Annotated in this window: 10 protein-coding genes, 1 tRNA gene, 1 pseudogene and 1 riboswitch; of the genes and pseudogenes, 7 read left to right on the top strand and 5 right to left on the bottom strand. The window is 69.4% G+C overall.

From position 1 onward, the window contains the following. Nucleotides 1–20: 20 nt before the first annotated feature. Nucleotides 21–2,243: a DUF6600 domain-containing protein gene (locus BMZ38_RS16040; protein WP_091340092.1), complete on the bottom strand. Its 2,223-nt coding sequence runs from the start codon at nt 2,241–2,243 to the stop codon at nt 21–23. Nucleotides 2,244–2,465: 222 nt separating this feature from the next. On the opposite strand from BMZ38_RS16040, the gene BMZ38_RS16045 reads away from it, so the two are divergent. The 5 genes from BMZ38_RS16045 to BMZ38_RS16065 all read left to right on the top strand — a co-directional run bounded on the left by BMZ38_RS16045 (nt 2,466) and on the right by BMZ38_RS16065 (nt 6,414). Continuing rightward, nucleotides 2,466–2,539, top strand: a tRNA-Gly gene (locus BMZ38_RS16045). A 237-nt stretch (nt 2,540–2,776) separates the two neighbouring features. Continuing rightward, the gene (locus BMZ38_RS16050) at nt 2,777–3,268 is read left to right on the top strand and encodes an ATP-dependent zinc protease family protein (RefSeq protein ID WP_091340095.1); all 492 of its coding nucleotides are present in this window, start codon (nt 2,777–2,779) and stop codon (nt 3,266–3,268) included. Continuing rightward, the gene (gene rimK / locus BMZ38_RS16055; RefSeq protein ID WP_091340098.1) at nt 3,265–4,143 is read left to right on the top strand and encodes a 30S ribosomal protein S6--L-glutamate ligase; all 879 of its coding nucleotides are present in this window, start codon (nt 3,265–3,267) and stop codon (nt 4,141–4,143) included. Before BMZ38_RS16050 ends, rimK begins: the two co-directional genes overlap by 4 nt. A 302-nt stretch (nt 4,144–4,445) precedes the next feature. Further along, the gene (locus BMZ38_RS16060; protein ID WP_091340102.1) at nt 4,446–5,132 is read left to right on the top strand and encodes a response regulator transcription factor; all 687 of its coding nucleotides are present in this window, start codon (nt 4,446–4,448) and stop codon (nt 5,130–5,132) included. Further along, complete coding sequence (locus BMZ38_RS16065; RefSeq protein WP_091340105.1) at nt 5,116–6,414, top strand: sensor histidine kinase; 1,299 nt, start codon at nt 5,116–5,118, stop codon at nt 6,412–6,414. Before BMZ38_RS16060 ends, BMZ38_RS16065 begins: the two co-directional genes overlap by 17 nt. 158 nt (nt 6,415–6,572) lie before the next feature. Here the strand turns inward: BMZ38_RS16065 and BMZ38_RS16070 are convergent, their stop codons facing one another. The 4 genes from BMZ38_RS16070 to ahcY all read right to left on the bottom strand — a co-directional run bounded on the left by BMZ38_RS16070 (nt 6,573) and on the right by ahcY (nt 10,620). Continuing rightward, complete coding sequence (locus BMZ38_RS16070) at nt 6,573–7,490, bottom strand: branched-chain amino acid transaminase (protein ID WP_091340109.1); 918 nt, start codon at nt 7,488–7,490, stop codon at nt 6,573–6,575. A gap of 60 nt (nt 7,491–7,550) precedes the next feature. Beyond that, the gene (locus BMZ38_RS16075) at nt 7,551–8,048 is read right to left on the bottom strand and encodes a DUF4124 domain-containing protein (protein WP_091340112.1); all 498 of its coding nucleotides are present in this window, start codon (nt 8,046–8,048) and stop codon (nt 7,551–7,553) included. 31 nt (nt 8,049–8,079) lie between these two features. After that, nucleotides 8,080–8,904, bottom strand: coding sequence for a methylenetetrahydrofolate reductase [NAD(P)H] (gene metF, locus BMZ38_RS16080; RefSeq protein ID WP_091340115.1), 825 nt, complete (start codon nt 8,902–8,904; stop codon nt 8,080–8,082). Between the two features lie 276 nt (nt 8,905–9,180). Beyond that, the gene (ahcY, locus tag BMZ38_RS16085; protein WP_091340118.1) at nt 9,181–10,620 is read right to left on the bottom strand and encodes an adenosylhomocysteinase; all 1,440 of its coding nucleotides are present in this window, start codon (nt 10,618–10,620) and stop codon (nt 9,181–9,183) included. Between the two features lie 50 nt (nt 10,621–10,670). Continuing rightward, nucleotides 10,671–10,745: riboswitch (S-adenosyl-L-homocysteine riboswitch) on the bottom strand. A gap of 151 nt (nt 10,746–10,896) precedes the next feature. Here ahcY and ppc point away from each other — a divergent pair. Both ppc and BMZ38_RS16095 read left to right on the top strand, forming a co-directional pair. Next, nucleotides 10,897–13,641 carry a phosphoenolpyruvate carboxylase gene (gene ppc / locus BMZ38_RS16090; RefSeq protein ID WP_091340121.1) on the top strand — a complete coding sequence of 915 codons (2,745 nt, stop codon included), beginning with the start codon at nt 10,897–10,899 and terminating at the stop codon, nt 13,639–13,641. A 9-nt stretch (nt 13,642–13,650) separates the two neighbouring features. Next, nucleotides 13,651–13,818, top strand: a pseudogene (locus BMZ38_RS16095) (ATP-binding protein); the annotation flags it as partial. Nucleotides 13,819–14,046: the final 228 nt, after the last annotated feature.

Raw genomic sequence — 14,046 nt, forward strand, 5'->3', positions numbered from 1 at the left:
CGAGGGCGCCGCTTCCACGATCAGTGCTGTGGATCGAAGCGATGCGCCGGCTCGTGCCGGGGATGCGGCGCGGGCGCCTGCGACTGCGCGGGTTGCGCCTGGCGTGGCGGCGGCGCTGAACGCTGCATGGGCGCCGCGTGCGGCATCGGTCGCATCTGGCGGAAGTCCGGCGAGCGCTGGAAGCGCGGCGGCGGGGCTGCCGCGCGGGCGTGCAGTTGCGCGTCGAAATCCGGCGCGCGCAGGTGCGCCGGCTGGGTGGGGCGGTCCATGCCGCGTACCGGCGATGGACGCGGCATGGGCTCGCGCCGTGCGTCCTCGATGCGCGCCGCGCGGGCACGGGCGTCGAAGTCCGGCGCACGCTGGAAGCGCGGGCCGGCCTCCGCGTCCGGTCGGCGGACCGGAGTGCGCGATGCATCCGCACGCTCGAAATGCGGCACCTGCGGCAACGTCGGTGCCGCCCGATCGCGATCGGTGCGGGCGGTGGAGATGAAACTCACGCCCGGGCGCGGCTGCGCGGGCTCGCCTGCCTCATGCGCACGCACGAAGCGCGCCGAGCGCAATTCGCCCGGCCGCAGCGGCATCTCGCGCGGCGCCATGCGAGCGGGTACGCCTGCGGTGCGGACGTCGCGCCCGCCGGCCTGGATCGGGACGCGGGGCGCTTCCCGTGCCTGGCCGAGGCCACGGGCCGGGACGATGCGCGCGACTGCCGGGAGCGTATCGGCATGCGGGCGCAGCACGCGCACGTGCGCCGGCGCCGCCAGCGGCCGGGCGTGGGTGGCGCGGTCGGCCACCAGTTCGGCACTGGGCGCATGCCGTGCCACCACGGCGCGACGAAAACCCTGTGCCGGCAGCGCGCCAGCGCGCGGCGGACGCGGCGGCGCGAAGCTGTGTGGCGTGGGTTTCGGCGTAGCCGCGCGGCCGAGCAGCCGGGCGCCGCCGAGCTTGTCCGGATCGATGTTCAGCCGATGCCGCTGCACGCGGTCGGCGTTGGCAAAATTGCGCGCCGGCACGGCGGTGAAGCCGCGTGGTCCCTTGCCGTGCAGCGCACGCACCGGCGGCGCGATGCCGCGGTGCCAGTCGCGGTAGCGGCGGTCGACGCGTTCGCTGACCGCCCGGTCGCGCATGTGGATGTTGGTCACGTTGATCCGCGTGTAGTAGCGACGGCTGCCGCGGTACCACGGGTCGTAGACGTCGCCCGGTCCGAGCGGGTACCAGCCGATCGGGGCGCCGCTGCCCACCGACGCGCGCCAATGGCCGCCACCGACGAACGCGACCAGCGCCGGCGCATACACCGGGCGCCAGCCGATCGGGCCGGGCACCCAGCACCAGCCGCGGCTGCGCCAGGCCCAGCGGCCGTAGTGGTAGGGCGCGAAGCCCCAGGGCGCATCGTCCACCCAGGTCCAGCCCCACGGGCCGACCCAGGCCCAGTGGCCGTCCCGGTAAGGCGCCCAGCCGGTGTCGACGTGCGCCGGGTACCACACCTGCCCGTACTCCGGATCGCTGCTCCAGTCGCCGTACCGGTCCAGGTCCTGGTAGCCGATCACGTCGTCGGAAACGTAACGGCGCGAGTCGGAATCGGCGTAGCGCCGATCGCGCTCGTCGCTCCAGGCATCGAAGTCGTCGCCACCGGCGAGGTCTTCCACGGCGACGTCGGCCAGCGCGGAGTCGGCGAAGCGGTAGCTGCGGCCGGCGACCACCAGCCGCTGCGCATCGTTCTGGCCGTACACCGTGGCGTTGCCGTCGAAGGCGGTAATGCGGGTGGCCTGGCCGTCGGCCCCGACGTCCACGCGGAAGCTGCCCGGGTGGTCGACCACCAGCGCCACGGTCGGCGTGTCGATCTCGTAGCTCTGGCCTTCGTCGAGCTGGCGCACGGTGAGGCTGAGCGTGCCCTGGGTGAGCTCGAGCTGGGCCAGCTGGTCATCCAGCTGCAGGAAGCCTACGTCGGTGCCGCCGTCCAGGCGCAGGGCGGCGCCGTCCAGTTCCAGTTCGGCGCGCGCGCCGGTGCTGCTGGACAGCCGGTCGCCGGTGGTCAGCGGGCGGTTGATGCCGGCTTCGCCCCAGTCCTGCGCGCCGGAAGGCAGCAGGCCCACATCGCCTTCCATATAGGAAAGGCGGGCGACCCGGTCCGGCGGATCGCCCGCGGTATCGGCCGCTGCCTGCGCCGGCAGGACACCGGCCGCGCACAGCAGCAGGGTGGCGGCGCAGGCGCGCCAGAGGAGCTGCAGTTTCGAAGGTGCACGCATGGGATTTCCTCCGCCGTGTCCTCGCGATAGAACGGCCAGCCTCACGAGGCGATGACCGATTATGGGCCGGCCGCCCACTGCGCAACGGCCGGGTGGGCCGACGGTTCAGCCGGCCGCCATGTGCGGTTCATGCCCGGTGCGGGCAGGGCATGAACCGGATCGTCGCCCGAGCAAACCCCGTTCCCCAACTCCCGCTTCCCGGGTTACCATCAGTGGCCACAAGCGGGTGTAGCTCAATGGTAGAGCTGTAGCTTCCCAAGCTACTGACGAGGGTTCGATTCCCTTCACCCGCTCCATTCCGCTCCCGGTCTGCAATCGGCCGTATCGGAGCATCGGGTGGGGACCGCTCGGGCTGCGCCGGAAGCGGGCGATTGGCAGATGTCCGTCCTCGTTCCGTGGAAAGCATTCATGCCCGACAGAGGCGAACACGGTGGCCACTCTTCCGCCCTACCTCGAACTGGTCGGCGGTTGACCTCACGTTCGCTCCACCTGGCCGGTGGAAGGTGACGGGCTTTCCACTCCGTGCCCAGCCCATGACAGACCTGATCACCCTTGGTTGGCGGGAACGCCTGGCGCTGCCGCAGTTGGGCATCGGCATGCTCAAGGCCAAGCTCGATACGGGTGCGCGCTCGAGCGCGCTGCACGTGGATGCGCTGGAGGCCGTCGAGCGCGACGGCGCCACCTGGCTGCGCTTTTCGCTTACCCTCGGCCGGCACCAGCGCCGCGTGGTGCGGTGCGAAGCGCCCGCGTCGGGCCGGCGGATGGTCACCGACACCGGCGGGCACGGCACCGAGCGCTGGTTCGTGCGCAGCGAGGTGCTGCTGGCCGGCGAGCGCTTCTCCATCGAGATCAGCCTTACCGATCGCCGGCACATGCTGTTTCCCATGCTGCTGGGCCGCAGCGCGCTGCTCGGGCGCTTCGTGGTCGATCCCTCGCTTTCCTACACCCTGCCACGTCCGCAACCCGCGTTCGCCGAGCCGGCGCTGCGGCTCGTCCACGAACGCCACCACGGCCAGTGCCCATGAAGATCGCGATCCTCTCGCGCAACACGCGGCTTTACTCGACCCGTCGCCTGGTCGAGGCCGCGCGCGAACGCAACCACGTGGTGCGCGTGCTCGACCCACTGCGCTGCTACGTCCGCATTGCCCCGGACAACGTGTCGATCCGCTACAAGGGCAAGGCGTTGCGCGAGATCGACGCGGTGATCCCGCGCATCGGCACCACCACCACCTTCTACGGCACCGCCGTATTGCGCCAGCTGGAAATGATGGGCGTGTACACACCCAACTCCTCCGACGCCGTGCTGCGCGCGCGCGACAAGCTGCGTGCCCTGCAGATCCTCGCCTCGCACGGGCTGGACATGCCGGTGACCGTGTTCGGCGACAACCCGGACGACACCAACGACGTGCTCGCGATGCTCGGCGAGCCGCCGCACGTCATCAAGCTCAACGAAGGCAGCCAGGGCACCGGCGTGGTGCTGGCCGAGAAGCGCAGCGCCTCGCAGAGCGTGATCGAGGCCTTCCGCGGGCTGTACGCCAACTTCCTGGTGCAGGAGTTCATCGCCGAGGCCAACGGCAGTGACCTGCGCTGCTTCGTGGTCGGCAAGAAGGTGATCGCCGCCATGCAGCGCGAAGCCAGCCCCGGGGACTTCCGTGCCAACCTGCACCGCGGCGGCAGCGCGGTGAAGGCGACCCTCAGTACGGAGGAAAAGCGCATCGCGATCAGGGCCGCCGGCGCGCTTGGCCTGGGGATCGCCGGCGTGGACCTGCTGCGCTCCAGGCGCGGCCCGCTGCTCCTGGAAGTGAACGCCTCGCCGGGCCTGGAGGGCATCGAGACGGCCACCGGCGTGGATGTTTCCGGCCATATCATCCGGCACCTGGAGGAGCAGGCGGGCGCCTGAGCTTTTCTTCACGCCCGCGGCACTAGAACGGGCGCGCCGGGCCTGTCGGTTAACAGGCGCGTGAGCCGGGATTAACTGCACCGTAACCGGACGGGCCCTATAAAGACTCCACTGCAATGTGCTGGCGCCGGCCTTGGGTCCGGAACCGGCAGATTCGGTATCGGGGCAGTAAGCTTGGGCCCAGGTGCAGCGACGCGAGTCGGGCATCTGGGCCTTTTTATTGGCCGCAGCAGCCGGCCGCCCGTACGGCAAGCTTGTTAAGCTTGCTTCCTTAAGCGGGCCAGTGGCCTTTGGAGTGGCGCATGCGTGTCCTTGTGATCGAAGACAACAGCGATATCGCGACCAACATCGGCGATTACCTCGAGGACCGCGGCCACGTGGTCGACTTCGCCGGCGATGGCGTGACCGGCCTGCACCTGGCGGTGGTGCACGATTTCGACGTGATCGTGCTGGATCTCACCCTGCCGGGCATGGACGGCCTGGACGTGGCGCGCAAGCTGCGCCACGAGGCGCACAAGCAGACTCCGGTGCTGATGCTGACCGCGCGCGACGCGCTGGAGCAGAAGCTCACCGGTTTCGAGTCCGGCGCCGACGACTACATGACCAAGCCGTTCGCGCTGCAGGAACTGGCCGCGCGCCTGGAAGTGCTGGCGCGCCGTGGCAAGGGTCCGCAGAGCCGCGTGCTCAAGGTGGCCGACCTCACCTACAACCTGGACACGCTCACCGTCAGCCGCGACGGCAAGTCGATCCAGCTGAACCCGATCGGCCTGAAGCTGCTGCAGGCGCTGATGGAGGCCAGCCCCTCGGTGGTCACCCGGCAGGACCTGGAGCAGCGCGTATGGGGCGAGGAACTGCCCGACAGCGATTCCCTGCGCGTGCACATCCACGGCCTGCGCGCGGCGATCGACAAGCCGTTCGACAAGCCGCTGATCCACACCCGCCACGGCATCGGTTACCGCATGGTCGAGCCGGATGCTGTCCAGGCGTAAGCTGCGGTTCCGCCTGATCGTCTCCTTCGCGCTGTTCGGCTTCGGCCTCAGCGCGTTGTTTGCGTTTGCGGCGCTGAACATCCGTTCGCGGGTGGAGGACCAATTGGTCAACTCCAGCCTGATGGACGATGCGAAGTACGCCAACCACTTCGCCCAGGAGCATCCGGACGCGCCCGGTCCCGGTTCGCGCCTGCTGACCGGCACGACCAAGAGCGACCGCACGCTCTACAAGCTGCCGTTGTCGTGGCAGAACCTGGCCAACGACAACGGCGTGCACGACATCATCGAGCAGGGCGAAGACGGCAAGCGGCATCACTACAAGCTGGCCGTGTACCGCGAAAAGGGCATCATCAGCTTCGTCCGCTACGACGTCACGCGCGAGGAACTGGGCAAGCAGCAGCTGCTGATCAGCGTGATCGGCGCGGTGTTCCTGTTCGGGTTGCTTTCGCTGGTACTGGGCCTGTGGCTCTCGCGCAAGGTGTTGAAGCCGGTCAGCGAACTGGCCGCTCGGCTGCGCGACTTCCGCAAGGCCGGCAAGGCCGAGCCGCTGGCCCCCCACTTTGCCGACGACGAGGTGGGCGAGTTGGCGCTGGCGCTGGACGAATACGCCGCGCGGCTGACCGCGATGGTCGAGCGGGACCGCGAATTCAACTCCGACGTCAGCCACGAGTTGCGCACGCCGCTGGCGGTGATCGCCAGCACCACCGAACTGCTGCAAGGTTCGCCGGACCTCACCGACAAGCTGCGCGAGCGGCTCAAGCGCATCGAGCGCTCTTCGCGCCAGGCCACCGAGCTGATCGAGGCGTTGCTGCTGCTCTCGCGCGCCGAGCGGCGCGGGCCCACGCGCGGCGAAACCACCGAAGTGGCCAAGGTGGCCGCCGACGTGATCGAGAGCCAGCGACCGCAGATGCGCGACAAGCCGCTGGACATCGAGCTGACGGTGAACGAGGCGGTGAGTGTGAACGCGCCGGCGTCGGTGCTGTCGGTCGCGCTCACCAACCTGATCGGCAACGCGATCAAGTACACGCTCGAAGGCATGGTGCGGGTGGAGATCGGCAGCGGCCGCATCGAGGTGATCGACACCGGCCCCGGGATCAAGCCGGAGGACGCCGAGCGGCTGTTCCAGCGCGGCGTGCGTGGCGAGGGCGCCGGCGGCAGCGGCGCCGGGCTGGGGCTGGCCATCGTGCGCCGGCTGTGCGACCTGTACGGCTGGCAGGTATCGATGCGCCCGCGCAGCGGTGCCAATGGCGCCATCGCCAGCCTGGTGTTCGAACCCGCCTGATCGTCAGCTGGCGGAGGCCCGCTCCTTCTCCCCTCCGGGGAGAGGGTCGGGTGAGGGGCCGGGGCTCGCGGAAAAGCTCGTGACCCAAAACAAAAGGCCGCCCGGTTGGGCGGCCTTTTCGCTCCGGTGAGCCAAAGCCCGGCGACGCCGCACTCCGCTCAGACAGGCTCCAGCCAGCCCCATTGGTCGTTGGTACGCCCGTCGAACAAGCCGAAGTACAACTCCTGCAGCCGCCGCGTCACACGCCCGGCGCTGCCGTTGCCGACCTGCTTGCCGTCGATCGAGCGGATCGGCGTGACCTCGGCCGCGGTACCGCACATCAGCACCTCGTCGGCCAGATACAGGTACTCACGCGGCAGGTCGCGCTCGATTACCTCGATGCCATCCTCGCGCGCCAGCGTCTTCAACGTATCGCGCGTAATACCCGTAAGAATCGATGCGCTGGCCGGCGTGGTATGCAGCACGCCGTCGAAGACCAGGAACAGGTTCTCGCCCGCGCCCTCGCTGAGCAGGCCTGTATTGGCCAGCGCGATACCCTCGCCGAAACCGAGCCGGCGCGCCTCGCGCGCGATCAGCTGGCCGGAAAGATAGTTGCCGCCGGCCTTGGCGCCGGCCGGGATGGTGTTGGGCGCGAAGCGCTGCCAGCTCGACACGCAGGCGGTGATGCCCTGTTCCAGCGCCTCCGGCCCGAGGTACGGGCCCATCGGCCAGGCCGCCACGGCGACGTCGATCGGTGTTTCCGCCGAGAGGCCGAAACCGCCCAGGCCGCGATAGGCCACCGGGCGCAGGTAGGCCGCGGTCAGGCCGTTCTTCTTGATCACCTCGCGGCAGGCCGTGCCCAGCTCATCCTGCGAGCAGGGCAGCACCATGTCATAGATCCTGGCCGACTGGTACAGGCGCTTGAGATGGTCGGTCAGGCGGAAGATCGCCGCACCGTCGGGCGTGGCGTAGCTGCGGATGCCTTCGAACACGGAAGAGCCGTAATGCAGCGCATGCGACATCACGTGGGTGGTGGCTTCGCGCCACGGCTTGATCGCGCCGTTCTGCCAGATCCACTCGGGGTATTGCTGCGCCATCACGATTCTCCTTGCAGGGGACCGCTCATGATAGCGCCGGGCGCCATCCCCCGCGCGTGCCTACGGCCGGCGCAGCCACAGGCAACCGGCATGCGGCTCGATAGCGAACCGCGTGTCGCCGCTGCCCTCGCCAGGGTCCACCGCCGTATGGACGACCAGTTGCGAACTGCCATCGTCCGGCAGCTCGATGCCGACCAGTGGCCGTTGCATCAACGCGGCCAGTGAGCGGATGTCCGCCACCGCGGCGTGCTCGCCGTAGCCGGCCCAGAGGATCAGGCCGGCCAGGCGATTGGGATCGCGATTGGCAAAGGCGTCGACCACCGCCGCGCGCAACTCCTCCGCGTCCGCCGCGCAGGTAGTGGCCGGCGGGCGTAGCGAGGGCGCGGCATCGGTGCCTGACGAGGGCGGTGCAGGCGTCGCCTGCAGGTTGGCGCACGGCTGGTCGGTGAACACCGGGTGGCCATCGGCAGCAATGCAGTGGTAAATGGGCGTCTGCGCCCGTGCGGGCACGGCGATCAGGACCAACAGCAGCAGGGCGGCGAGGCGCAGCGTCGACATCGGCCGAGCATAGCCGCCCGGCGAGCATGCTTCAGTGCAGTTGCGCAAGCACCGCTTGCGTAGCCCTGGCTCGGTTCAGCGTGTAGAAGTGCAGCCCCGGCGCGCCGCCCTCGAGCAGACGCCGGCACAGCTGCGCCACCACCTCGGCACCGAGTGCGCGGATCGACTCGGCATCGTCGCCGTGGGCCTGCATGCGCTTGGCGATCCAGCGTGGAATCTCGGCGCCGCAGGCATCGGAGAAGCGCTTGAGCTGGCTGAAGTTGGTGATCGGCATGATGCCCGGCACGATCGGCACGGCGACGCCCAGCCGGCGCACGTCGTCGATGAAGCGGAAATACGCATCCGGGTTGAAAAAGTACTGTGTGATCGCGCCGTCGGCGCCCGCATCGACCTTGGCCTTGAAGTGGGCGAGGTCGCGCAGCGCATCCTCGGCCTGCGGATGGGTCTCGGGATAGGCCGCCACCTCGATGCGGAAATGCTCGCCCGAGTGCTCGCGGATGAAGGCCACCAGCTCGGCCGCATAGCGGAAGTCGCCCGGCGATGCCATGCCCGAGGGCAGGTCGCCGCGCAGCGCCACGATGCGGCGGTAGCCGGCCGCGCGATAGCCTTCCAGCAGCGCGGCGATCTCCGCACGCGTGCCGCCCATGCACGACAGGTGCGGCGCCACCGAAAGGCCGTGTTCGCCATGCAGCCGCGCCACCGTGTCGCCGGTGTAGCTCAGCGTGGAACCGCCCGCGCCGAAGGTGACCGAGACATAGTCCGGCGCGTATGCCTTCAGCACCTGCGCGGCGCGGTCGAGCTGCGCGCGCTGTTCGTCGGTCTTGGGCGGGAAGAATTCGAAGCTGATGGCCGGCATCGGGCGGAGTCCCTGTGGTGCGTGCCGCGCATCTTATACGTTCATCGCGATGAAGCGATAGATGGACCGGCGGCTTCGTCGCCAGAGCAGCCCTCACCCAATCCTCCCCCCCGCGGGAGAGGGATCAACGCGGCCGGCCGCCGGGTGCTCGGTGCGCCATCGACAGGCTCCCTCTCCCCTCCGGGAGAGGGTGGGGGTGCGGGGCGGGGCTTGCCGGAAGTTGAGCCGAAAAAAAGGGCCGCATCGCTGCGGCCCCATTTCGCGAAAGCGGATCGCTCAGTAGCGGTAATGCTCGGCCTTGTACGGACCTTCCACCGGCACGCCCAGATAGGCCGACTGCTCGGCGGTCAGCGTGGTCAGCTTCACACCGATCTTCTCCAGGTGCAGCCGCGCGACCTCCTCGTCCAGCTTCTTGGGCAGGATGTAGACCTTGGGCTCGTAGGTGTCCTTGTTCGCCCACAGGTCGATCTGCGCCAGGGTCTGGTTGGAGAACGAGTTGGACATCACGAAGCTCGGATGGCCGGTGGCGCAACCGAGGTTCACCAGGCGGCCTTCGGCCAGCAGGAACATGGAACGGCCATCCTTGAAGGTGTACTTGTCCACCTGCGGCTTGATGTTGGTGCGCGCGGCACCCGAGGCGTTCAGTGCATCGACCTGGATCTCGTTGTCGAAGTGGCCGATGTTGCAGACGATCGCCTGGTCCTTCATCGCCTGCATGTGCTCCAAGCGGATCACGTCCTTGTTGCCGGTGGTGGTGACGTAGATGTCGCCACGGCCGAGGGTCGACTCGACCGTGTTGACCTCGAAGCCTTCCATCGCCGCCTGCAGGGCGTTGATCGGATCGATCTCGGTGACCACCACGCGCGCGCCATAGGCGCGAAGCGAATGCGCGCAGCCCTTGCCCACGTCGCCATAGCCGCACACCACCGCGACCTTGCCGGCGAGCATCACGTCCATCGCACGCTTCAAGCCATCGGCCAGCGACTCGCGGCAGCCGTACAGGTTGTCGAACTTGCTCTTGGTGACCGAGTCGTTGACGTTGATCGCCGGGACCAGCAGCTTGCCTTCCTGCGCCAGCTGGTAGAGGCGGTGCACGCCGGTCGTGGTCTCCTCGGAGACGCCCTTGAAGTCCTTGACCACGGTGTGCCAGTAGCCCGGGCGCTCCTTGTGCACGCGCTTGAGCAGGTTCTTGATGACCTGCTCCTCGTGGCTGCCCGAGGGCGTGTTGACCCAGTCGCTGCCGTTTTCGAGTTCGTAGCCCTTGTGGATCAGCAGCGTGACGTCGCCGCCGTCGTCCACCACCAGCTGCGGACCCAGGAAGCCGCCCTTGCCGTCGGGGAAGGACAGCGCGTCGAGCGTGCAGTCCCAGTACTCCTCCAGCGTCTCGCCCTTCCAGGCGAACACCGGCGTGCCGGTGGCGGCGATCGCCGCGGCGGCATGGTCCTGCGTGGAGAAGATGTTGCAGGAGGCCCAGCGCACGTCGGCGCCGATGTCCTTGAGCGTCTCGATCAGCACCGCGGTCTGGATCGTCATGTGCAGCGAGCCGGTCACGCGCACGCCCTTGAGCGGGGCCTGCGGGGCGTACTTGCGGCGGATCGACATCAGGCCGGGCATCTCGTGCTCGGCGATGTCCAGCTCCTTGCGGCCGAAGTCGGCCAGGGAGATGTCGCGGATCTTGTAGTCGTGGTTCGGGTGGGCCTGGATGGCGGCGTTCATGCTTGTCTCCGGTTCTTTGGGGAACCTGCGCCGGTGCGGGCGAAGGTCCGCATGGGTGAGCGCCGTTGCTGCACATGTCCGCCGAGCCTGGCCGTCGCACGACGGTCGCAGCGCCCCTCGGTGGGCACGAAAGGGAGGCATTATAACGTGCCACCGGCCCCATGCAGGCGCGGCGGCAGGCGCGCGCGACCGTGCACGAAACCCTCTCGCGCCGTTCATCGTGTTGCACTGCATCATCCTGCGGTAGTCTTCACGGACGCCCACCGGAGGATCCCCATGGAAGCCAGCCGCGACGTCGACTACCTGCCGCACGACGGTCCCCTGCGCGAGGACGTCGGCAGGCTCGGCCGGCTGGTCGGGCTGATGCTGGCCGAGCAGGGCGGCGAGGCTTTCTTCGAGCGCGTCGAAGCGGTACGCCAGGCCGCCATTCGGCGTCGCCGCGAAGGCGAACCCGTGGCCGCGCTGTCCGGCGCGCTGGACGATCTGCAAACCGACGAGGCCGAGGCGCTGGCGCGCGCCTTCGCCACCTACTTCCAGGCGGTGAACACCGCTGAGCGCGTGCACCGCATCCGCCGCCGCCGCGACTACCAGCGCGAAGGCCGCGCGCCGCAGCCCGAATCGCTGCTGGACGTGCTGGGCCGGCTCAAGGCCGAGGGCGTCGGCGCGGACGAACTGCTGGGCTGGCTCGCGCGGCTGTGGATCGAGCCGGTGTTCACCGCCCATCCCACCGAGGCGGTGCGCCGCTCGCTGCTGGAGAAGGAGCAGGCGATCGTGCGCGCGCTGGTCGACGGCTTCGACCCGGGCCGCACGCCGCAGGAGCGGGCCGAGGACGAGGACCGCATCTACATGGCGCTCTCCACCGGTTGGCAGACCGCCGAGGCCTCGCCGGTGCGGCCGACCGTGCAGGACGAGCACCACCACGTCGGCTTCTACCTGGCCAATCCGATCTACCGCATCGTGCCGGCACTGTACGAGTCGCTCGCCGACGCACTGCAGTCGGTCTATGGCGTAGCCACGCCGTTGCCGCGCCTGCTCGGCTTCGCCAGCTGGGTCGGCGGCGACATGGACGGCAATCCCAACGTTGGCGCGGACACCATCGCCGCCAGTCTGGCCACCCAGCGCGCGCACGTGCTGGAGCACTACGTCTCCGACGTGGCCGGGCTGGCGCGGCTGCTCAGCCAGACCGAGGGGCGGGTGGCGGTCGATGCGCAGCTCGCCGCGCGCCTGGCCGATTACCGCGAACGTTTCCCGCAGGCCGCCGCGCGCATCCGGCCGCGCCATGCCGACATGCCCTACCGCTGCCTGCTCACCCTGATCGGCGCGCGGCTGGAGGCGACCGGGGAGAACGATCACGCCGAAGGCTATGCCTCGCCTGCGGAACTGCTCGACGACCTGCAGCTGATCGACCGCAGCCTGCTCGCCCACCGCGGCCTGCATGCCGGTGCCTATGCCGTGCGCCGGCTGATCTGGCGCGTGCGCACTTTCGGTTTCCACCTGGCGCGGCTGGACGTGCGGCAGGACTCGCGCGTGCATGACGATGCGCTGGCCGCGCTGCTGGGCGACGACGCATGGCCCGACCAGCCGGCGGAGGAGCGCGCACGGCAGCTGTCCGCCTATGCGGCGGGCCAGGCGCGCTTCGCGATCGGCCACGCCGAAGTGGTGACCGGCCTCTACGACGTGTTCGTCACCCTGGGCGATGCGCGCCGGCGCTACGGCAACGACGCGATCGGGCTCTATGTCATCAGCATGGCCCGCTCGGCGGCTGACGTGCTCGCCGTGCTGGCCCTGGCACGCTATGGCGGCCTGGTGGCGCCCGTCGCGTCATCCCGTGTTTCGCCGGGCGACGAAACTGGCAGCTCGGTACCGCTCGACATCGCGCCGTTGTTCGAAACCATCGACGATCTTGTCCATGCGCCAGCCACGTTGCAGGCGCTGCTCGGCGACCCGGTCTACCGGGCGCACCTGCAATCGCGCGGCGACCGCCAGTGGGTGATGCTCGGCTACTCCGACAGCGGCAAGGACGGCGGCACGCTGGCCTCGCGCTGGGCGCTGCAACGCGCCCAGGTCGAACTGCTGGAGGTGGCGAAGGACGTCGGCATTCGCCTGGTCTTCTTCCACGGCCGCGGCGGCTCTGCCAGCCGCGGCGGCGGCCGCATGGCGCCGGCGCTGATGTCCTCGCCGCGCGGCTCGGTCGCCGGCGTGCTGCGCGTGACCGAGCAGGGTGAGGTGATCCACCGCAAGTACGGCATCCGCGCACTGGCCTTGCGCAATCTCGAGCAAACGGCAAGCGCCGTGCTGCGCGCGTCGCTGCGCCCGCGCGAGGAGGAACCGCGCGAAGCAGCCTGGCGTGAGCGCATGGAGGTGCTCGCCGCGTACAGCCGCCGGCACTACCGCGCACTGGTCGATCGCGAGGGCTTCGTCGATTATTTCCGCAGTGCCACGCCGATCGACGTGGTCGAGCGCATGACCCTCGGCTCGCGCCCGGCCAGCCGCCGCAGCATGCGCGGCGTGCAGGACCTGCGCGCGATTCCCTGGGTATTCGCCTGGACCCAGTGCCGCTCGATCATCACCGGCTGGTACGGGCTGGGCAGCGCGCTGGAGCAGGGCGCCGCCGACTTCGGTGAACCGGGGCTCATCGAGATGGCGCGCGACTGGCCGTTCCTCGCCAATGCGCTGGACGACGTGGCGATGGTGCTGGCCAAATGCGACCTGGACATCGCCGAGGCCTTCTCGCGCCTGGCCGGCGACCTGCACGCGCCGTTCTTCGCGTCGATCGGCGAGGAATTCGAGCGCACCCGCCGCTGGCTGCTCAAGCTCAAGGGCGACGACACGTTGCTGGCCGACAACCCGCGCCTGGCGGTCTCGATCCGCCTGCGCAATCCCTACGTCGATCCCATGAGCCTGTTGACCGTCGACCTGCTCGAGCGCTGGCGCGCCGGCGGCAGCCAGGACGAGGCGCTGCTGCGCGCGCTGGTCGCCTGCGTCAACGGTGTTTCGCAAGGCTTGCAGAACACCGGTTGAGCCTGCGCCAGCGACAATCTGTTCGTCCCGTTTTTCACCACCAAGCCGGGTGGTTCCGGCATCGGCCTGGCACTGGCACGGCAGATTGCCGAGGCGCACGACGGCGGGGTTGCATTGACGGTGCGCAGCGATGGCCAGCCAGGCGCGCTGGCGTGCCTGTGGCTGCCGCTGGGCTGAAAATCGGCTGAAACCGGGCTTCTGCGTCCTCTCCCCTTCGGGGGAGCGTTGGGTGAGGCGCCGGGGGCTCGCGGGGAAGTCGAGCTTTGCGCTCTACGAAACGCACACGCAGGCCTGCGGGTGGGATCTTTCGCAAGAGCGGCCCCTCACTCCAGCCCTCTCCCCGGGGTGGAGAGGGAGCAAAGGCGTGGGAGTGCAAGGCTCAGTTTGACCCCCCTCTGGAAAGAG

It is taken from the genome of Frateuria terrea, from assembly GCF_900115705.1.
Lineage (GTDB): Bacteria > Pseudomonadota > Gammaproteobacteria > Xanthomonadales > Rhodanobacteraceae > Frateuria_A > Frateuria_A terrea.

Coding starts and splice junctions, on each gene's coding strand:
- metF (WP_091340115.1), bottom strand. CDS start 8,904: ATGCCGGCCATCAGCTTCGAATTCTTCCCGCCCAAGACCGACGAACAG.
- ppc (WP_091340121.1), top strand. CDS start 10,897: ATGGAAGCCAGCCGCGACGTCGACTACCTGCCGCACGACGGTCCCCTG.
- BMZ38_RS16065 (WP_091340105.1), top strand. CDS start 5,116: ATGCTGTCCAGGCGTAAGCTGCGGTTCCGCCTGATCGTCTCCTTCGCG.
- BMZ38_RS16040 (WP_091340092.1), bottom strand. CDS start 2,243: ATGCGTGCACCTTCGAAACTGCAGCTCCTCTGGCGCGCCTGCGCCGCC.
- BMZ38_RS16070 (WP_091340109.1), bottom strand. CDS start 7,490: ATGGCGCAGCAATACCCCGAGTGGATCTGGCAGAACGGCGCGATCAAG.
- BMZ38_RS16050 (WP_091340095.1), top strand. CDS start 2,777: ATGACAGACCTGATCACCCTTGGTTGGCGGGAACGCCTGGCGCTGCCG.
- BMZ38_RS16075 (WP_091340112.1), bottom strand. CDS start 8,048: ATGTCGACGCTGCGCCTCGCCGCCCTGCTGCTGTTGGTCCTGATCGCC.
- rimK (WP_091340098.1), top strand. CDS start 3,265: ATGAAGATCGCGATCCTCTCGCGCAACACGCGGCTTTACTCGACCCGT.
- ahcY (WP_091340118.1), bottom strand. CDS start 10,620: ATGAACGCCGCCATCCAGGCCCACCCGAACCACGACTACAAGATCCGC.
- BMZ38_RS16060 (WP_091340102.1), top strand. CDS start 4,446: ATGCGTGTCCTTGTGATCGAAGACAACAGCGATATCGCGACCAACATC.